13 protein-coding genes and 1 pseudogene are annotated in these 20,221 nt (G+C 39.6%); 8 read left to right on the forward strand and 6 right to left on the reverse strand.

Translation table 11 applies throughout. The features are described from left to right. Window positions 1-3: 3 nt before the first annotated feature. Window positions 4-1,440, reverse strand: coding sequence for a DUF4062 domain-containing protein (locus FNH22_RS14610; RefSeq protein WP_143399145.1), 1,437 nt, complete (start codon window positions 1,438-1,440; stop codon window positions 4-6). A gap of 46 nt (window positions 1,441-1,486) precedes the next feature. Continuing rightward, window positions 1,487-4,723, reverse strand: coding sequence for an MFS transporter (locus tag FNH22_RS14615; protein WP_143399146.1), 3,237 nt, complete (start codon window positions 4,721-4,723; stop codon window positions 1,487-1,489). Between the two features lie 593 nt (window positions 4,724-5,316). On the opposite strand from FNH22_RS14615, the gene FNH22_RS14620 reads away from it, so the two are divergent. Together FNH22_RS14620 and FNH22_RS14625 are read left to right on the forward strand one after the other, a co-directional pair. Then, the gene (locus FNH22_RS14620) at window positions 5,317-6,582 is read left to right on the forward strand and encodes a competence/damage-inducible protein A (RefSeq protein WP_143399147.1); all 1,266 of its coding nucleotides are present in this window, start codon (window positions 5,317-5,319) and stop codon (window positions 6,580-6,582) included. A gap of 43 nt (window positions 6,583-6,625) precedes the next feature. After that, on the forward strand, window positions 6,626-7,945 hold the full coding sequence (locus FNH22_RS14625) for a dihydrolipoamide acetyltransferase family protein (protein WP_143399148.1): 1,320 nt from the start codon (window positions 6,626-6,628) through the stop codon (window positions 7,943-7,945). A gap of 127 nt (window positions 7,946-8,072) precedes the next feature. Here FNH22_RS14625 and FNH22_RS14630 read toward each other — a convergent pair whose 3' ends face one another. Both FNH22_RS14630 and FNH22_RS14635 read right to left on the reverse strand, forming a co-directional pair. Further along, window positions 8,073-8,966 (reverse strand): DUF6252 family protein, encoded by an 894-nt coding sequence (locus FNH22_RS14630; RefSeq protein WP_143399149.1) that lies wholly within the window; start codon window positions 8,964-8,966, stop codon window positions 8,073-8,075. An 81-nt stretch (window positions 8,967-9,047) separates the two neighbouring features. Next, window positions 9,048-9,395 carry an arsenate reductase family protein gene (locus FNH22_RS14635; RefSeq protein WP_143399150.1) on the reverse strand — a complete coding sequence of 116 codons (348 nt, stop codon included), beginning with the start codon at window positions 9,393-9,395 and terminating at the stop codon, window positions 9,048-9,050. Between the two features lie 83 nt (window positions 9,396-9,478). Between FNH22_RS14635 and FNH22_RS14640 the strand changes: the two genes are divergently transcribed. From FNH22_RS14640 to FNH22_RS14650, 3 genes and pseudogenes are all read left to right on the forward strand, one after another. Then, entirely contained in the window at window positions 9,479-10,129 is a 651-nt protein-coding gene (locus FNH22_RS14640; RefSeq protein ID WP_143399151.1) for a ParA family protein, read from the forward strand. Further along, the gene (locus FNH22_RS14645) at window positions 10,104-10,472 is read left to right on the forward strand and encodes a hypothetical protein (protein WP_143399152.1); all 369 of its coding nucleotides are present in this window, start codon (window positions 10,104-10,106) and stop codon (window positions 10,470-10,472) included. The genes FNH22_RS14640 and FNH22_RS14645 overlap by 26 nt, the downstream gene beginning before the upstream one ends. Before the next feature lie 89 nt (window positions 10,473-10,561). Further along, window positions 10,562-11,710, forward strand: a pseudogene (locus FNH22_RS14650) (cystathionine gamma-synthase); the annotation flags it as partial. Between the two features lie 30 nt (window positions 11,711-11,740). Here the strand turns inward: FNH22_RS14650 and FNH22_RS14655 are convergent. Next, window positions 11,741-13,855 (reverse strand): ATP-binding protein, encoded by a 2,115-nt coding sequence (locus tag FNH22_RS14655; RefSeq protein WP_185154235.1) that lies wholly within the window; start codon window positions 13,853-13,855, stop codon window positions 11,741-11,743. A 225-nt stretch (window positions 13,856-14,080) separates the two neighbouring features. On the opposite strand from FNH22_RS14655, the gene FNH22_RS14660 reads away from it, so the two are divergent. The 3 genes from FNH22_RS14660 to FNH22_RS14670 all read left to right on the forward strand — a co-directional run bounded on the left by FNH22_RS14660 (window position 14,081) and on the right by FNH22_RS14670 (window position 19,160). Further along, window positions 14,081-17,215 (forward strand): glycosyl hydrolase, encoded by a 3,135-nt coding sequence (locus FNH22_RS14660; RefSeq protein ID WP_143399155.1) that lies wholly within the window; start codon window positions 14,081-14,083, stop codon window positions 17,213-17,215. Between the two features lie 145 nt (window positions 17,216-17,360). After that, window positions 17,361-18,053 (forward strand): hypothetical protein, encoded by a 693-nt coding sequence (locus FNH22_RS14665; protein WP_143399156.1) that lies wholly within the window; start codon window positions 17,361-17,363, stop codon window positions 18,051-18,053. A gap of 246 nt (window positions 18,054-18,299) precedes the next feature. Then, complete coding sequence (locus tag FNH22_RS14670; protein ID WP_143399157.1) at window positions 18,300-19,160, forward strand: SDR family oxidoreductase; 861 nt, start codon at window positions 18,300-18,302, stop codon at window positions 19,158-19,160. Between the two features lie 7 nt (window positions 19,161-19,167). On the opposite strand, the gene FNH22_RS14675 is transcribed toward FNH22_RS14670, so the two are convergent. Then, a complete protein-coding gene (locus FNH22_RS14675; protein ID WP_143399158.1) occupies window positions 19,168-20,166 on the reverse strand; it encodes a lipid A deacylase LpxR family protein in 999 nt (332 codons plus the stop codon). Window positions 20,167-20,221 lie beyond the last annotated feature (55 nt).

The following is a 20,221-nucleotide window of genomic DNA, read 5'->3' on the forward strand; positions in this document are numbered from 1 at the left end:
TGGTTATTCGAGTTTTTCTGTAAATGGTGTTAAAATACCTGCATTGAACTTGTTTTTCTTATGTATCAATATAACCTGATCATAAGTAGAATCTTCGGGCAATTGATCAATGCTAGCACTTAAGACTGCTACTCCCAGGTAAGCGCTATTTCTTCCCCAGCTATAAGCTTTGTGTACATCATTCATTTTGCTTCTAAGCCACAACAGGTCTTGCTCTTCCGCCAGGAGGAGTACACCATTACAACAAAGCAAATTTTGTTTATGGATTCCAATGAAATCTTTGTGATTTAATGACATATCTGAGGTAATCACATCAATTTCATTGCTTTGAAGTATATTTTTTACTTTTTCATGTGTTTTATTATACTCATCTCTGGCTATCACATATACACTTTTACGCTCATCTACACTCTCTATTTCTTTATATCCCCTGTTTAAGGACAGGTCTTCCGTTAACTTATTAATAATGATGTCCTTTAGTTCTTCAACAGGGCTTCGTATCAATTCAGCACGGTTTAGTACATTTTGTTCACTGTAAAAGCGCTCAATAAAACGACTTTGCTTTTCTTCTACTTTAAGGTCTCGTTCAGGCAGCCATATAACTCTGGTAAAATCAGGACATTCCGATTCCTCATACTCTTTCGTTAATCCATTGTGGTAGTCTAAGGCAACTTGATACTGAACCTCAGTCATAGAAAGATCCGTGTCACACAATCCGTTATCATAATATTTACCAATCAAATGGACCGATATGCTGCATTTTCTTACATCATTATACATTACATTTTCCAGATCATTCGTCATCCTGGAGTAAGCAATTTCGGGAAGGACTTTGTACCCATGCTGTATCAATCCACGTCTAACATTATCTCTGACAGCAGCCAGGTCATGGCTTGTAAGCGCCAGATAGACACTTTTATAGTCAGTCTTTGGAGGGTTAATATCAGACTCGATTAACACCTTAACCAAATCAAAAATTTTTAGCAAAAAGGCATTTAAATACTTTGGAGAAAGCAGGTCTTCAGTAGAGATCGCTTCACCTGAAGTAGTATTTGTTAAATAAAAATCAAACTTAGGGTGAAGAGATATGGCGGCAGGTAAGTCACTGGAAATCAGAGGTTCTTTTACCAAAGTTATAAGGTTAATACTTTTCTCACCCAAGTCCTTAGCATTGAATTGATTACACCACTTTTCACTGGCCAATGATGCTTCAGATAACACAGCTAGGATGGATGTATCAGAAAAGTCCGTCAGGGATAGAATATCGTCACTTGAAGTAATCTCCACTTTATTAAATTCAATGAAACACTGGTACTCTCGCTTTGCTATATAGGTTATATAATTATTTAAAAGGTCCACCCAACCCTTACCATTTTGCTGATCAGGCGAGTTATCTACCGTCACGTAGACACCATATAACTTAATTCGTTTCTTTGTCATGACCTCACTTGCCCTGACCCTGGAAGTAATTCTAAAGTCAAAACATTCACGTCAGCATCATTTCAGGTTTCTTTTGCTGTATTTTTATACCTGCTTTGCTAAGTATAGAGCGTGGGATCTCATCATTAAATGACATAAGTTCGTTAAAATCCTGCTGCTTTATCCTGAACAAAACGATATCTTCTTTCGCTCTTAATTCAATGTTTGGCATTTTCTTATTAATCCAATCAAGGTTGTGCAGAAATTGGTTTTTTGTATAATCCTCAAAGTGTATTTCATCTGTATAGAGCGAAAGCGATCCACTGAAAATTACATAATAATGCATAAGTCTGACATTGTCATATGTCTCAATGACCTCACCTTCTTTAAACTTCAAAACCTCCATATTTTTTGCAATCTCAGAAAGCACCAATCCCGATATTTTCTCAAAGTCAGGGACAGTATCCAGAAAAGCAATAATGTCAAATTTCATGACTGGCATTTCTTGTTTCTCCCTTGTACGCTCCTCTATTATTTTATGGATCGTCTCACTGGTCATAATGTATCGTGACTGGTCCTTAAAACGCAGGTAATATCCGTCCAGGTCTTCCTTATAAAAATTGTAAATGGCCTCACTCGCTGTCTCACGCAGTATAGAATCAGGGTTCACAATATTTGCTGCAAAGACTGCCTTGTCGTCTGAGTGTTTAGTTTCTGTTAACTCCCTCAACGCACATGCCTTAGTCCATCGATTAACCCATTTATAATCTCTTTGCACCAGATTTACCAAAACCTCATGCTTTTTCATGGGTTCGGTAGGAAAACGAAACTTTAACCTTTGCACCTTTTCCGCATAGTTTGTAGTACTCAGAATAGGGATCAGCATCGGTTTGATCTCATCACTGACAAATACATCTAAAAGTTCAGAGGCAAACTCTGCCTCCTCAACATCACCGCTGTTAATGTTCTTTTTAACCAACTCGACTGATTTAGGGTCATAGATAAGTGCCAGCAACCTGAATATATTCTCGTAGTTGGTCTGTATTTCCTTTTCTAACGCGTTGCTTAACAGCTCAGAACAGCCAATACGTTGTAAGTCTAACAGTGCTGACATATTCCAGATGGCAGTATTACAAACCTCATCCAATTCAGTTCTGATCTGTAAAGACTCCGCATCGTCCAATGTATGGCCACATTTGCTTAACGCTTCTAATACTTCGGCCATAACATTCTGATTAGGATAGTTTAACTTTTTCAGCAACAATTCCACAGCACGTTCTGACCCCACCCGTCCATAGATCTGGACAATTCTTAGTTGCGTTTTTTGATCTTGACCTAAAAGAAAAAAAGCTGTTTCCAACATATGAAATAGTTGCTCACCGGTAGCAACGATGGCCGATACAGCAGCATTACTGTAGGCAGGACTATTAAGCTTTTCAATTAAATTATGGTGCAGGTCCAAATTATCGGAACCCGCCGCCGCAGTAACGGTATGATACCTTACCTCCATGTTAGGGTCCCGAAAAAGTTTATTCAGAAGTTTGCCTTTCATCTCTTCCGCCGCATAGGCAGTCAAAAGTGCACCAAATATTCGTTCATCTGTAAGCTTTGATAGAGTCAATTGCTCTATGTATTTAATTTTTTCTAAGCGAAACTCTGCCCCTCTGAGTTTATTATATACATTTAAAATCAGATCTGCCGTACGTAATACAGGATAGTATTTACTCTCCATAATTTTTTCAAGCACAGGTATAGCATTTAACAAACACAGGTCGGAAGCCTGCCGGAGGGCCATTTCCTGAACATAGGTATCTTCCACATCCAAAAGTTTTACCAATACCTTCTTATAAGTAACCGGATCAAGGATGTTCAAAACATTCATGTAACGTGGCATCTTTTCACGGTCTTGGTCAAATATGCCGGTCACAAGTTGTTCTAAATAACTTTCTGACAGTCTTTTTTCATGCTGTATCAGGTCTTGTTGTTTATCAAGACTTTGTTTTAAAAGCTCTCGATACACTGAATTGATTTTAAAGGCTGCAATGACCCAGAGCGCTACAAATATTGCGATGAGAAACGGGTAGTACAGGAAATCAAACTGCTCAATCTCCGCTATCGCCAGAAGGACTCCTCCTCCCAAAACGAATGAAAAAGCACTTACCGTTCCTTCAACTTTAGACTGCAAGTCAAACCTGAGCAAAGAATTAATAGGTAAGAAATAGAATTTAAATACAGGTACCTGCAGCCCGGTTTTCAAAACATTTCCAACAAGCTTGCATGCTATAATGACGATGAAAAATAAAAAGAATGTATCGGAGGCAATAGTGTGACCGAAATAGAAGCCAACCCCAAAGGCTATTCCCATACCAAGAAATAGCAATGTAGGTAATATTAACAACGCCGCCTTCATGCCATATTGCTGAATAGCCCAGCGGCTTACGAATGCATGTATGGCAAAAGCTGAGACGATGACAGCTCCCATGAAAAGGGATAAGAACCGCAGCATTTCATCGGCACTTTCATCAGCAACTGCATATTGCTCATGCACCACTGAAAAAAAGTAGAAATCAACAAAAATAAGTGTGATGGCAGCGCACATTACAAAAAGGCTCAGAAGCACAAAATACCGGTCTTTCAGTAGTCTTTTGTATTTATTATTGTACCCTACATACTGCGCACTTACCTGTAGCTCATTTAACCTTTCAAACTGAAAAATGATAATGGTCAGAATAATCAGTGCAATGAAACCGGATACTGCTCCAATCACCATAAATTGACTCGTTTGTAAGTCAAAATAGTTTTTGATCCACTCTGCGGAAAACAAAAACCCGGCAGCCGCACTTACGATACCCAGATCAATGGTAGTAGAAACTCTTTTTAACTGCCCGATATCAAAAAGCGCATTCAGCAACCCATTAAAAATCATTACAATGATTATCCCTGATGGAACTACTAAAATGAAGGCCAGCTCTACAATACCCGGACTTTGATATATCTCATATTGATAGTAGAGGAATAGATAAGTACCTGAAAGGAGTAAAATAAAAATACCAGCCAGTTTGGCAAATGATATACGTAGGTGCAAATAAGAATAAGCGATAGTTAGTACCAACCCCAGCACACCCGAAAGCATAAAGGCTTTAGGTAGGTTTTCGCTATCGAATACATCTAAAAATAATACCGTACTGCCTAAATCAAACGATGCCAGGAAAACACCCAGACACAAGCCGAAAATAAAGAGCAAGAGCACACTAGACTCTTCACCGTGATAAGCATTAAAAAACTTACGAATAATGAAATTCATGATAACTCTATTGTTGTCAACATCAGTAGCTTAAAGTTTGGCACCCTGTTCTTTGAATTCACGATGTCAAATTAAATTCATTTTCTTGCCAACCAGGATTGACTCCCCAGCAAAGAATTTAAGTCTTAAAGCTCAAGCACCAACTACAGTTTTATCACTCTAAAATCTTAAAATTAATGATTACTATTCATACATGTTATTATTATATTTCAATCATCAGGCATAAAGCATTGGGAAAATTATAATACTTTACTCTTAAGTAAGATATAGAAATTAAATACTAAAAACAGAACTCACTGTAACACAGCAAATTCACCTAATGAATATTGAACAAGGCAGTGAAATATGCTTAGCTTTTATTACCCAAAAAAAGGTTGAAAATTCTTAGAAATAATTATAGTGGTACATATCGAAAACGAAAATCCACAGTATTAAGAGTTAAAAAAAAGCCACATGGCTTTGGTATCTTGTAACTTTTGAGATATGAATAAAACTCCTCTATGTCACTTCATGACAAAACAGTTACACACATCCATCACCGTTTCTTAAACATTTTGCTGAAATTTCCACTTCATTAAGAAAACGAGATCATTATGTACAAAACAAAAGCTGAGATCATCACCATAGGCGACGAAATATTATACGGACATATTTTAGATACCAACTCGCAATGGATGAGCGTAGAGCTAGACAACGTGGGTATAAAAGTGGTGAGAAAAACCACCATTGGTGATGTACGCGAAGAGCTTCTATCTGCTTTTAAAGATGCTGAGTCACGAGCCGACCTTATACTTATTACCGGCGGACTGGGACCTACTAATGATGACCTTACGAAACCGTGCCTGACAGAATATTTTGAGACTGAACTGGAGATCAATGAACAGGCCCTTACAGAGGTTACCGAGTTTTTTGCCAGTAAAGGTTTTGAATTGACGGAAGTCAATCGTCAACAGGCTTTGTTACCCGTTGGCGGTACCATGCTAAGCAATAAAATAGGAACCGCTCCTGGTATTTGGCTGGAAAAGAATGGGAAAACTTTTATCTCAATGCCTGGTGTTCCTAAAGAAATGCAACTGCTTATGAGAAATGAGGTAATCCCAAAGGTAAAGGCACGCTTTAACACGGATATTATCTATCATAAAGTAGTCAAAACCATTGGCCGGGGGGAATCCTGGCTGGCTGATGAGATCAAAGACTGGGAACAAAACCTTCCTGAACATATCCGCCTGGCTTACCTGCCAAGCCTGGGACAGGTTAAGTTGAGGCTCACTGCTATCGGTCATGATATGGAGCTTCTAAAAAAAGACGTTGAATACCAAATCGAACTGCTTAAAAAACTTGCCGGTCGATACATTTTTGGTTACGATACTGATACGATAGAAATTGTAATAGGCAAACTTCTCAAAACCCACAACAAGACTGTGGCCCTGGCTGAAAGCTGTTCAGGTGGTTACCTCTCCCATATGATTACATCGGTAGCAGGTAGTTCTGATTACCTGAGAGGTGCTGTAGTACCCTACCATAATGATCATAAAATGGAAATATTGGGTGTAAAAGAAACAACCTTAAAAGATCATGGTGCAGTAAGTGAACAAACGGTACATGAAATGGCTAACCAGGTAAGAAAACTCTTCAAAGCAGACATTGGCGTAGCCACCAGCGGGGTAGCTGGTCCTGGAGGTGGAACTGCTGAAAAACCGGTAGGTACAGTCTGGATCGCACTGGCGGATAAAAACCATACGGTAACCAAAAAACTGCAATTATGGAACGATCGTGAGATCAATATCAAGGCCACGGCGATTGCCGCGCTCAATCTTATTCGGATAACTTTATTGAAATCAATTGAAGAAAAAAACTAAAATGGTAATTTTGCGGTGATTTTAAGCGCGTAAATGTACGATTATGGCACTGGTAGAACTTTTAATGCCCAAAATGGGGGAAAGTATAATAGAGGCAACAGTACTTTCCTGGTTAAAAAAGGAGGGGGATACTATCGAACAGGACGAATCCATATTAGAGGTAGCCACTGATAAGGTAGATACCGAAGTACCCTCTACTCATGGAGGTATTTTAAAGGAGATCCTTGCCAAAGACGGCGAAGTAATAGAAGTAGGAAAAGCCATTGCCGTCATCGCAACGGATGACGAGGTTGAAAAAACAACTAATACACCTGCAGCAGAGCCTGTTATGGAAGAAGTGGAGGAAATACCTTTAACGTCTGGCAATGGTCAGTCTCAGGCAAACGGAATGCTTAAAACAAACAGTCAAACATCTTCCGAAAGATTCTATTCTCCGCTTGTAAAAAACATTGCGCATAAAGAGGGTATTGCCCTTACCGAGCTGGAAACTGTACCTGGCAGTGGGAAAGAGGGAAGAGTGACCAAAAAAGACATTCTTAATTATGTGGAAACAAGAAAAGACGCTATACCAAAAATAACACAGGTAGAAACGGTAGCTGGCACCGAACTTGTTGCGACAAAAACAGAGACGAAAGTAAACGTTTCAGTCAATGCCAAGGACGAAATCATAGAAATGGATCGCATGCGTAAAGTAATCGCAGAGCGCATGGTAGATTCCAAACGAACTTCACCACATGTTACTTCTTTTGTAGAAGCGGATGTTACCAATGTGGTTTTTTGGAGAAATCGAAATAAACAAGCTTTTAAACAGCAAGAAGGTGGAAACTTAACCTTCACACCTATTTTTGTTGAAGCAGTGGCAAGAGCCATTAAAGACTATCCGATGATCAACATCCAGGTACAGGGAGATAAGATCATCAAGAAAAAGGATATCAACATAGGAATGGCGGTGGCCTTACCATCGGGTAATCTTATTGTGCCTGTAATTAAAAACGCGGACCAACTGAACTTAACCGGGTTGGCAAATAAGGTGAATGACCTGGCGCGTAGAGCACGTCACAATAAATTATCTCCCGATGAACTATCTGGCGGCACTTTTACAATTTCTAATGTAGGTTCTTTTGGCAATGTTATGGGTACGCCTATTATTCTACAGCCTCAGGTGGGCATTATAGCATTAGGTGCCGTTATTAAAAAGCCGGCAGTCATAGAAACACCGCTAGGTGATACGATTGGAATAAGGCATAAAATGTTTTTATCGCACAGCTATGACCACCGTGTGGTAGATGGTTCTCTTGGAGGTATGGTGGTAAGAAGAGTAGCAGATTATCTGGAGAAATTCGATCTCAACAGAGGCCTATAAAAGTATTGGATATGACGTATAACGGTAACTCCAGTGTCATTATATAAGTTTACTGGTCAATCCGTACTCTACGGAAAGTAAGTTAAATTTGTTCACCATAACAACGATAAGACAGTAAACTTCCCCTTTACTGATAGGCTATATCAAATGATCCATTTGTTACATTAACGGTAGTATTTGAATTGGAAGGTGACTGTGCGGCAAATGTAAAAGTACCTATTATAACCCTGGTGGTTGTATTATGTGAAGTAATGACCAGGCTACCACTTGTGGTATTGAATGATGTAGTACCGGAAGTATAAACAGCCGCATGTTCCGCTCCTGCTGAACCTAATCCATAAGTACCTGTTTCAATATTCGAAGGAATGGTCAATGTAATCGATTTTCCGCTATCATCACCAGAGCTCAATACAAGATCACCGGCATTGAGTACACCACTAATGCTAACCGGTTGAAACAGGACATCATTAATATTGGCGGACACTTTATCCACACCAACTCCTTCTTCATCAATCACAAGACCTACTCTGTTAAAAACACCATTGGTCAGTGAAATCAATGTATCCGAAGCTGTGCTTGTTTCCCGGGCCAAGACCACCTCATAGGTACCGGAAATGACACGGTTAGCAAAGTCAATTTCATTAATAGTTATCAACCCGCCGGCTTCTGAAAGATCATATGCAGTGGTAAAAGTCAGTCCGCTTGCCGGCTTAAAGATTACAATATTATCGGGGGGATCTCCTCCGGTGGATACCAGATTTGTGACAGGGTAGTTTCCAAGAACAAAGTCGTTGATCACAATAACGATACTATCACCTTTATCATTTTGCGCTATCAGGCGAATATTTTTATCGGTGGCCTCAGTCGCTGTGGCCCTGGCTTTTGAGGATGTCCACAGTCCCTCACCTACCCTGGCGATCAGTTGACCTTCAGGAGGCCCTAGTTGTTCACCATCATCACTTCCACAACCATTTAAAGTTATAGCCAATATTATCAATACCTTATATAAACTTTGCTTCATAACTTACATTGAATAACTTCAAATATAGCAAGGAAGGCTTTTAATCACCGCATTAATGTCGTCAGAAGGCCCTAAAACCTTTTAAATTACTCCTTTTATTTGTTCTATGGTCTTCTTAGAATTTCCTATATATATATTTTCTTCTATGATGAAAACCGGTCGTTTCAAAAAAGTATATTCCGATAAGATATAACTTCTATAATCGTTTTCACTCAGCTGTTTATCCTTCATACCCAACTCCTTATACTTACGGGCTACTCTTGAAAAAAGGCTTTCATAAGAGCCTGCCATTTGCTTCATTTCATCTAACTGGGATTCTGTGAGGGGGTCTTTTTTTATGTCCTGGTACTCAAACTCATCTCCTATTGCCAGATCCTTGATAATTCGCTTACAGGTATCACAGGTGGATAAAAAATATACTTTTTTCATATGTATGTTTTTAATGATTCAAAGTAACCGATAATTTGGTTTTAGTCCGCATGATTTATATTTTTAACTGAGCAGTACTACATATGACCAAAGTAATTTCTTTCATTAGCCGCAAGGGCGGTACAGGTAAAACTACCAACGCCATTAACCTGAGTACCATGCTCCATAGTTTAGGGTATACTGTTTCTTTGATAGAAACCGATACTAACTACACCCTTAGTACATTAAGAAAAATGGAGCTTTTCAAATCCGGGGCCAAACAAGACACCGTATTTGAAATACTGGGATCTGAAGACGACAAAATAGCCGGTGAACTGGAAGCGATCAAACAGAAAAAAACGTTTGATTATGTAATAGTAGATAGTGCAGGTAAAACAACTGATGAAGGCATAAAAAGGCTGTGCCTTGTAAGTGATGCCGTAGTAGTACCGACCAGCCTGACGCAAAATGATATGTTGGTAACTTACCAAACGATCACAGACCTTGCTCCTGCCAGGGCGCTTAATCCTGCTCTCAAAATCATTGTATTGCCTAATCGTATTCATAGCCTGACCAAAAATAAAACAATACAAGAGGCTTTAAATAACCTGGATGCTGAAATACTTGATGTAGCTGTTCCTCAGAAAAACCTGTTCGTTAATTTTAGCACCATTCTGGCAGAAAAGCAATATCATGAAATAGCCAAACAAATTTTAACACAACTCGGCAATGGCCAAACGCAAAAATCCGCTTAAAGACCTTGATTCTTTTTTAAAACAAGAAGCGGCGTCAATTGTGGCGCCGGATCAGGTGAATGTCACTTCATCATCGCCAGAGGCACTTTCAGATACAGCAGATGTTATAGTAAAAGAGACTTCAAAGAGCACTACCAAAGAAGATGTAATAGCTTTCCTGAAAAACCTACATAGCACTAACCCTCATGATTTTAGAACGGAATTATTCTACATTATACAAAAAAGCCTTGAAACTTCCGGAATGAAGCATTCTTCTGATAAAATGCTGATGAATACTATACTCTACCTGGAAAATCCACAAAACTGGAAAGAAGCTATAAGGAACTACTGGAAATCGCAGTAAGCTACTTGACAAGTACTGAAATTTGTAAAATGGTAATGCAGGTTGTATCGTGAAAATTCTATCTTAGCAGCCTTCAAAAAAATAATTCTAAAAAGATGAAATTCGGAACTAAGGCAATACATGCCGGTATTGAACCGGACCCTTCCACAGGGGCAATCATGACCCCAATTTACCAGACCTCTACATATGTTCAGGCTTCACCCGGAGATCATAAAGGGTATGAATATTCCAGAACACAAAACCCCACACGTGACGCTTTGCAGAAAAATATAGCTGCATTAGAAAATGGTAAACACGGACTGTGTTTTGCTTCGGGATTAACTGCAATAGATGCTGTCATAAAACTATTCCAACCAGGAGATGAAATAATAGCTGCCAATGATCTTTATGGTGGTACTTACAGGCTCTTTACTAAAATTTTCGCCAAATACGGCTTAAAATTCCACTTTATAGGAATGGAAGATATTGCTGGTATTGAAAAGTATATCAATGATAATACTAAGCTGATATGGCTGGAAACCCCTACCAACCCTATGATGAATATCATTGATATTCAAGGAGCTGCTGCCATAGCTAAAAAGCATGACCTTTTATTGGCCGTGGACAATACTTTCTCCACTCCTTACTTACAAACACCACTGGATCTCGGGGCAGATATTGTGATGCACTCAGTGACCAAATATCTGGCGGGGCACTCGGATGTGGTAATGGGGGCTTTAGTTGTAAAAGATGACCAACTCGCAGAAGATTTGGCCTTCATTCAAAATAGTAGTGGGGGCACTCCCGGACCACAAGACTCATTTCTGGTACTTAGAGGAATCAAAACGCTTCATTTACGGATGCAGCGTCACTGTGAAAATGGTAAAGCCATTGCAGAGTTTTTAGCCAACCACCCTAAAGTGGACAAGGTCTACTGGCCTGGCCTGCCTACGCACCCTAACCATGACATTGCCAAAACGCAAATGCAAGACTTTGGAGGTATGATCTCATTTACGCTAAAGGGCAATGATAAAGCTGAAGCATTTAAAGTAATGGAGAGCTTTCAATACTTTTCATTGGCAGAATCACTGGGAGGTGTAGAATCATTGGTTAATCACCCTGCCAGTATGACCCATGCCAGCATCCCTTATGAAGACAGGCAAAAAATCGGTCTCACAGATTCTCTTATAAGATTAAGTGTAGGAATTGAGGATGTAGAAGATCTGATTTCAGATCTCAATCAAGCCATAGGGTCTTAAAACAAGCCTGGATAAAAAGTATTATCAGATTTATTGAGAGCCAGCTGACACCGGTGCAACATTTGTGATAGGAAATCTCAGAATGAACTCGCTACCTTTGCCTTGCTCTGACATAAGGATAATTTCACCCCCCATTATGTCTATCAGTTTTTTCACGATAGCAAGCCCAAGGCCATTACTACTCTCTCCTCCCGTTGGTTGGGCGCTTAGGGTCGTAAACTTTTTAAATAACTGAGTCTTATCCAGATCGGAAAATCCGGGTCCTTCATCTTTTATCCTAATGAGAATGGATTCTTCTTCCTCTACAGCAGATAATACTACCTTTTTCCCCGCAGTGGAAAACTTAATGGCATTGGATAACAGATTATCCAGAATACGTTTCAAGTACGAACTATCCGTATGAATGTACAGTAACTCAGACACATCTATTTGTACATCTAATCCCTTGGCCTGGGCCTCCGTATAAAAAGCACGTACTTCATTGGTGAATAGATCCATAAGGTTTATCTTGACCTTATGGAGTTTTCTTGATTGATCTTCAAATGCATTTACATCAAGTAAGTCCTGTATCAGCCCTACACCATTTTCGCAAATTTGCCTCAGAAGACCTACATAAGTTCTTTGTTCTTCTGTAAGATTTGTAATATTAAATAGCTCGGCAATGGCACTGACTCTGTTAAAGGGAGATTTAAGATCATGAGCCACTATGCTCATCAGAGTGTCCTTTTCATTATTTAAGTCTGCCAGTTGCCTGTTCCTTTTCTGTAAGCTTTGGTTCTGTACATTGATCTGCTCATTTTGAGAGTTTATTTCTTCAGCCTGAGCAGCTATCTGCCGATTTTTTACCTGCAATTTTAAATTCACCTGCTTTCTTTTGCTACCAATGTACCAGGCACTGACTAACAATACTCCTATCACCACTATAACAGCAATTAAAGCTATATTCTGAAAACGTTGACGCTCAATTAAAGCCTGGTTTTTAGCTTCATTAGCCCTTAATAACTCATTCTCTCTTTCTTTTTTCTCTATTTCCAATCTACCTTCATATCGTTCTATTCTTCGTGCTGCCTCAGCGTTTACGAGTGCTTCTTTTAATCTCGTATACATAATGAAATTTTCATAAGAATCGCGTAGATCTCCCAATTGCTTACTTATTTCTGAAAGGTAATAGTAAGCATCCATTTCAATCGGCAGTTCCCGGGTAATAGCCGTTTTGGCCACTACTTTGCTTAAGTAATTCTTTGCTTTAGTTAGTTCTCCATTGCTTAACAAAGCTTTAGCTAACTGTAACCTCACCTGGTTAGTAAGGTTTTCATTACCGCTGGTTGCAGCAGTATTGAGAGCCCTGTCTGCATATGACAAGGCTTCCTCATTCATCCCCTGAACTGAATAAAGTTGAGAAATTCCCAGGTTTATACGAGCTATCCCTATGGCATCATCAATACTTTCCGCCTTCATCTTAGCCTGGAGGTAATAATCAAAAGCCCTGTTGTAATTTTCCATGAGCTCATAAATAGTAGCCAATTCGACCAAAATGGAGATCTGACCATCTATATCTCCAACTTTGGAACGGATTTTAAGTGTTTTCTGGCTCATTTCCAGTGCCTTCGATAGATTATTTTGACTCTGATACAACTCTGACAAGCTCTTATAGGCATAAGCAACGCCTTCTATATCTCCTACTTTCTTGAATGCCGCTAAAGCCTTATAGTAATGACCATAAGCCTTAAAAAAATCACCTTGATTTAAATGTATTCTCCCCAGGTTATTAACCGAATGAGCATATTGAAGTGAATCTGAATGTTCGAGGGCTTCATCTCTGGCACTGGTAAAAAGTTCAAAAGCCTTGACATTGTCTCCCTTGTAATGGAAACCGACTCCTTTAAAATTTAATGCTTTGGCAATATTGCGATCTAATCCTTCACGGGTTATAAGGTTAATAGATTGATCAGAATAAAATATAGTACTATCAGGTTGTGATTTTCTATATTCCCATGCCAGTTGTTCATATAAAGAAGACTTCTCTGCCAAAGGAGCTTTAGCAAGTTGCAGACGTAAGCTATCCAATGTTATGAGATCTTGCCCCCACAAAGTAGCTTGAACGCTCGAAAGCATAAACAGACTTACCAAAAATGACACCTTCATAGTTAGCTTCAACTTCCTTAAAAATAGGAATATTATAAAACACATAAATCTATCAAATAAACTTATAGGCCTACTTCTGATTAAAATGATAAGTAATATTTGATAAAGCATGTATTAAATACGAATGAACATCAAATTGATCAACCGTTGATAAAATAGTGAGACTGACTAAGCTTCCTTTGAATTAAATTCGAATGAATCAAAAAAGACCTAACCACACACAAAATGCTAAAACATTACCATTACACCCTGATAATTATACTTGTATTTATACAAGCATTAAGCACATACGGTCAACGCAAAAATAAAACCAAACCCGAGCAATCCGTATCCTTTAACACTGAAATCTATTCAGGGATGGAATGGCGTAATATAGGTCCGTTCAGAGGTGGAAGGTCAGCGGCAGTTGCCGGTATACCCGGCAATCCTAATCTGTATTATTTTGGTGCTACCGGTGGCGGTGTTTGGAAAACAACCAATGCTGGAAATACCTGGGAAAATGTGTCTGACGGCTTTTTCGGTGGTTCAGTCGGTTCCATAGCAGTAAGTAATTGGGATAACAACATCATCTTTGTCGGAGGTGGGGAAGTTACGGTAAGAGGAAATGTGAGCCATGGATATGGGATATGGAAATCTATGGATGCGGGTAAAACTTGGACCAATGTCGGGTTAAAGAATTCAAGACATATTCCCCGTGTATGTATCCATCCAAAAGACCCTAACCTGGTATATACTGCAGTATTAGGTGACCTGTATAAGTCTTCCAACGAGCGTGGGGTGTATCGCAGCACTGATGGTGGGGAAAGCTGGGAAAGGATTCTCTTCGCCAATGCAGATGCCGGAGCAGTAGATTTAATTATAGACCCTAATAATGCCAGGATACTGTATGCCTCTACGTGGAAAGTACGCAGAACCCCTTACAGTCTTGAAAGTGGTGGCGAAGGTTCCGCTTTATGGAAAAGTACGGATGGAGGGGATACCTGGGAAAACATCAGCCAGAACAAAGGTTTACCTGGAGGCATCTGGGGCATTTCCGGGATCACCGTGTCAGCAAAAAACTCAGAACGACTTTGGGCAATTATAGAAAATAAAGACGGTGGAGTCTACCGGTCTGATGATGCCGGAAAAACGTGGACGAAGGTTAATGACGACAGAAGTCTTCGTCAAAGAGCCTGGTATTACACCCGCATTTATGCCGATACCCAGGATGAAGACAAAGTGTATGTTATGAATGTACGTTACCACCGATCAAAAGATGGAGGTAAAACCTTTGAAGCGTTTAATGCCCCTCACGGTGATCACCATGATCTATGGATTGCCCCCGAAAACAACCAGAGAATGGTCATTGCAGATGACGGAGGAGCTCAGGTAAGTTTTGACGGAGGTATGAACTGGTCTACTTATCATAACCAGCCAACTGCCCAATTTTATCGTGTTACAACGGATGATCATTTTCCCTATAGAATTTACGGAGCGCAACAGGATAATAGTACTGTACGCATCGCGCATCGAACAACAGGGCAATCCATAGGAGAACGCGATTGGGAAGCCACGGCAGGGGGTGAAAGTGCTCATATTGCTGTAGATCCTGATGATAATGACATAGTTTATGGTGGAAGTTATGATGGCTTTCTAACCCGGGTAAATCATAAAACCGGTGAAATAAGAGCTATCAATGTATGGCCGGACAATCCTATGGGGCATGGTGCAGAAGCTATGAAATATCGTTTTCAATGGAACTTTCCTATATTTTTCTCCCCACATAATAGTGACAAGTTATATACTACTTCAAATCACCTGCACGTCACTTATGATGAGGGGCAATCCTGGGAAGTGATCAGCCCCGACCTTACCCGGAATGACAGCAGTAAGTTGGGGTCATCAGGAGGGCCAATTACAAAAGATAATACCAGTGTAGAATACTATGCTACTATCTTCGCGGCTGTTGAATCACCAGTCGAAAAAGATGTGATATGGACAGGTTCTGACGATGGATTAATACATATAACTACAAACGGTGGTGAAAATTGGAAAAATGTCACTCCGCCAAATATGCCTGAATGGATGATGATCAATAGCATTGAAGTTGACCCTTTCACTAAAGGTGGTGTTTATATTGCTGGTACACGATACAAACTAGGTGACTATCAACCATACTTATATAAAACAAAAGACTATGGTACCTCCTGGTCACGTATTACCCAAGGAATAGATAAAGAACATTTTACACGTGTAGTACGTGCAGACCCTAAAAGAAAAGGACTGTTATATGCGGGCACAGAAAGTGGCATGTACGTATCATTTGACGATGGCGTAAGCTGGAAGCCTCTCCAAATGAATCTACCCGTAGTACCTATAACAGACCTGACTGTGAAAAATGATAACCTCATCGCTGCCACACAAGGCAGAAGTTTCTGGCTACTTGATGATCTTACCCCCCTTCATCAACTGGATAATACTGTTGCACGAAGCACACTACATCTATTCAAACCTATGGACAGCTACAGGATCACCGGCAGCAACACTAAAAAATCTAAAACACAAGGGCAAAATCATCCTGGAGGTGTTATGATCCACTATTATATAAAAGATACAACAAACAGTGATACACTTCGAATTGAAGTACTGGAAGAAAATGGAAAACTTATCAAGGCTTTCAGTACAGCACCTGATGAAAAGGCCAAGGAAGGTGAACTTGATGTAAAACCTGGCTTTAATCAGTTGATATGGGACATGAGGTATCCTGGGGCCGAAGGCTTTGAAGGCATGATACTATGGTGGGCATCATTAAACGGCCCTAAAGCCTTACCAGGAACTTACAAGGTAAAAATGAATGGCCTGGGTAAAGTTTATGAAGCTACGTTTAATATTCTGAAAGACCCACGATCTACATCGTCCGAAGCTGATCTTAAAGCACAATTTGAGTTTCTCAATGACGTCATCAAGAAACTAACAGAAACCAATCAAGCTGTAAAAAACATCAGAAAAGCCCGCGAACAGATCACGGCCTTTACATCAAAGCTAGACAAGGATCAGCACCAGGATATTAAAGATATGTCAAAAGAAATACTGGACAATATGAAGGACATTGAAGAAGCGCTTTATCAAACCAAAAACAGAAGCGGGCAAGATCCACTTAATTTTCCCATACGACTAAATAATAAGCTAGGCCATTTAAATTCATTGCTGGGAATGGGTGATTTCAGACCTACCGAACAGGCGATAGCATTCAAAACAGAAATTACAGCAGAGATTGATTTTGAGTTGAATAAATTGAAAAATATCTTTGATAAGGATATACCTAAATTTAACACTCTGGTAAGTAACAAGAGTATCGATGCTGTGGTATTGGAAAAATAATACATGATGTAAATCTTCAATCCACATACAATATAAATATTGTATTTTAAAAACACAAATTACTGAAAATCAATTATTTAAAATGAATTTCTTTGATTTGGCATGGTCATTGATAACTTAACCATTGAACCAAATGTAGAATGCCATGAAAAGGATTACATTGATAGTTGTCGCTTTAATAACAGGAGTTTCATTTCAAAGTCCGGCCCAGCATTTCATAGCGTCATTCGGAATAGAGCATTCCTGGGGAGTGCCCGTTCATACACGTACTGTCATCTATGACTCATATTATGATCATGACTGGGTACATACCAGGAGAGTAGTCAGACACGGGAGAGTATTTTTTGACGTAGTACTTCAAAGAGGAAATAGTTTTATAGAGCTTCACATCGGTTCAGAAGGACATATTTACAATACATACTACAGAGATTACTACCCATTACATGATCACGTGTGTTCTTATAGTTGTGGATATCACCCAACCTACTACAGAAGTCATTATAATGGATGTCACAGTCATAACCACCATGGCCATAACCATGTAGTGTATCGCAGGAATGTACATAACCATCATAAAACATACATAGTACGTGATCATCATAATCATAAGAACTATAGAAGAAAGCCGGTACATAGAAGATTGGAGCAAAGCAAAAGATCAAGACAGCACTACCCGGAAAGAAGAACCACGTATCAATCCTCTGTCCGTAAAAGAGAACATGTTGCACCGCAACGGCGGAGCAACATAAAACGTTCTGATAGCCAGAACAGCAGATCTGCCCCGAGACAGGAAAGCAGCGAAGACAGGGCCCGTAGGTCACGTGTCAGGTCTTACTAACTAATTAAAAAAGCCCGATGAAAGCCGGGCTTTTTTAATCAATTCTATTTTAGAACACCGTTCGGTACACCTTCCCTTAAAACGCTTATCTTAATTTGTACTTGAATTGGTTTAACCTTGACCAATTACTATCAAACTTTTCATAATCCGACGTGATGTTTGAAATCAAATACCCTATTTTGGTATAATAAAGAATTTGGAGCAGCACGACCACAGGTAAGGTCGTCCTAAAAAAATAGCAAGATTATGGATGGAATGTTGAAAGAAGGGTCTTTTGAAAATAAAACGATCATTGTTACCGGTGGAGGTACGGGCCTGGGTAGAGCTATGGGTGAGTATTTACTTAAACTGGGTGCAAATCTGGTGATCACAAGTAGAAAGATAGAGGTACTGGAAAAAGCTGCAGAAGAAATGACTTCAAAGTCAGAAGGTCAGGTACTGCCCATCCCATGTGATATAAGAAAATATGATGAGATAGAGAATGTGCTCAGCGAAGCTGAAAGTAAATTCGGGAAAATAGACGGAGTACTCAACAACGCAGCAGGAAACTTCATAAGTCCAACGGAACGTTTGTCTAACCGGGCATTTGACATTGTTATTGATATTGTATTAAGAGGGACCTCAAATTTCACATTAGCTGCTGGCAAAAACTGGATAGCAAAAAAACAAGCGGGTGTATTTTTAAATATTGTAACCACTTACGCCTGGACAGGCTCAGGTTATGTAGTACCTTCAGCCTGCGCCAAGGCAGGTGTACTGGCTATGACCAGGTCTTTAGCTGTAGAATGGGCCAAGTATAATATCAGAAGTAATGCCATAGCACCTGGACCTTTCCCTACCGAAGGCGCATGGAAAAGACTCTTTCCTAAGGAAGTAGCTGATCAGATTGATCCGATCAAAAGAATTCCCGTACGTCGTTTTGGTGAACACCAGGAGCTGGCCAACCTGGCAGCATATCTTATGTCAGATTATGCCGCTTATGTTAATGGTGAAGTAGTTACTATAGATGGCGGCGAATGGCTTCAGGGAGGTGGTGAATTCAACGGACTGGAAGCCATTACTCCGGAAATGTGGGACGTACTGGAGAAAATGAGATCTAAAAAGTAATAGTTGATTAAAATCGGAACGCCAAACTCAAGCTGAGGTACCGGTGTATTCGTCCCCCTACCACTTCTTCACCTATCCTATATGCGGTAAATGAAAAAGTGGTGTAGTAATTAGAATAAACGAAGCCTATTTTCTGCGTGAACACAAGGTGATTGATCTCTTCCGTATGGGGGCTATCATCATTGAATAAGCTCCCTTCAATTAAGATATCACTAAGCACATAGTCCGCATTTATTGAAAAAAAGGCAAAGCCTTCTTCGCCATCTCCCGGATAAACACCAATTTTTGGAATGAGATCAGACACTCTGCTATTAATAATGGCTGAATTCATAATATCATTAAACTTACCCAATCGCAACAACACCTCCTGGCCTACCTTGTTTTTACCGTTGCCAAGTTGTATTGCAGAATTGGTCATTATCTTGATCTTTTTAGCCAGTTTCCAATTCTTAATCCTATTATAAGAAAGGTTCATCACAACTTCATTCCGGATCTCGTATTCCCATCCTCTCGGTTGTAAGATACCAAAAGCTTCATGCCACCACTGCTGAAAATTACCCACTCCGGACATACTTCCTACTAAACCCAACTCTATTCCATATTTGTTAGCGGTATTTTCACCTGGAAAGTTCAATGTTTGAAACCGGAGATAATGCCATCCCGCATAAGGTCTGTCAAACTGTTCAAAGTCTATACTTCTGATTCCATCAGGAGTATAGATCTGATGACCATAATGATACCTGGTAATAACTTTTAACGAATCTGATCTTTTACTTCTAAACTGACGGTAGAATTTACTTCGGGACTTTATCAATCTACTGTAAGCAGCGTTGGATCCGGAAGTATAGTATCTGTCAGAACCGTAATAAAGGTCATTATCATAAATGATCTCCACTTCTCTGTCCATACGGTGGCTTTTATTCACCGTAGCTTTATTCTGGGCTATTGAATTTATACAGAAAGATAATAGGATACAGATAATTGTTACCCGAAGCAACGATCGCATATCAACTAACCAACTAAAGGAGATAAATGTTAAATTTGATGCCTAAAGATAATAA

This window comes from Fulvivirga sp. M361 (assembly GCF_007097395.1).
Taxonomy (GTDB): domain Bacteria; phylum Bacteroidota; class Bacteroidia; order Cytophagales; family Cyclobacteriaceae; genus Fulvivirga.

Bases quoted from the DNA above. Each gene is read 5' to 3' on its own strand.
- FNH22_RS14615 (WP_143399146.1), bottom strand. From the start codon at position 4,723: ATGAATTTCATTATTCGTAAGTTTTTTAATGCTTATCACGGTGAAGAG.
- FNH22_RS14610 (WP_143399145.1), bottom strand. From the start codon at position 1,440: ATGACAAAGAAACGAATTAAGTTATATGGTGTCTACGTGACGGTAGAT.
- FNH22_RS14645 (WP_143399152.1), top strand. From the start codon at position 10,104: ATGGCCAAACGCAAAAATCCGCTTAAAGACCTTGATTCTTTTTTAAAA.
- FNH22_RS14670 (WP_143399157.1), top strand. From the start codon at position 18,300: ATGGATGGAATGTTGAAAGAAGGGTCTTTTGAAAATAAAACGATCATT.
- FNH22_RS14655 (WP_185154235.1), bottom strand. From the start codon at position 13,855: ATGAAGGTGTCATTTTTGGTAAGTCTGTTTATGCTTTCGAGCGTTCAA.
- FNH22_RS14665 (WP_143399156.1), top strand. From the start codon at position 17,361: ATGAAAAGGATTACATTGATAGTTGTCGCTTTAATAACAGGAGTTTCA.
- FNH22_RS14635 (WP_143399150.1), bottom strand. From the start codon at position 9,395: ATGAAAAAAGTATATTTTTTATCCACCTGTGATACCTGTAAGCGAATT.
- FNH22_RS14630 (WP_143399149.1), bottom strand. From the start codon at position 8,966: ATGAAGCAAAGTTTATATAAGGTATTGATAATATTGGCTATAACTTTA.
- FNH22_RS14660 (WP_143399155.1), top strand. From the start codon at position 14,081: ATGCTAAAACATTACCATTACACCCTGATAATTATACTTGTATTTATA.
- FNH22_RS14625 (WP_143399148.1), top strand. From the start codon at position 6,626: ATGGCACTGGTAGAACTTTTAATGCCCAAAATGGGGGAAAGTATAATA.
- FNH22_RS14640 (WP_143399151.1), top strand. From the start codon at position 9,479: ATGACCAAAGTAATTTCTTTCATTAGCCGCAAGGGCGGTACAGGTAAA.
- FNH22_RS14620 (WP_143399147.1), top strand. From the start codon at position 5,317: ATGTACAAAACAAAAGCTGAGATCATCACCATAGGCGACGAAATATTA.
- FNH22_RS14675 (WP_143399158.1), bottom strand. From the start codon at position 20,166: ATGCGATCGTTGCTTCGGGTAACAATTATCTGTATCCTATTATCTTTC.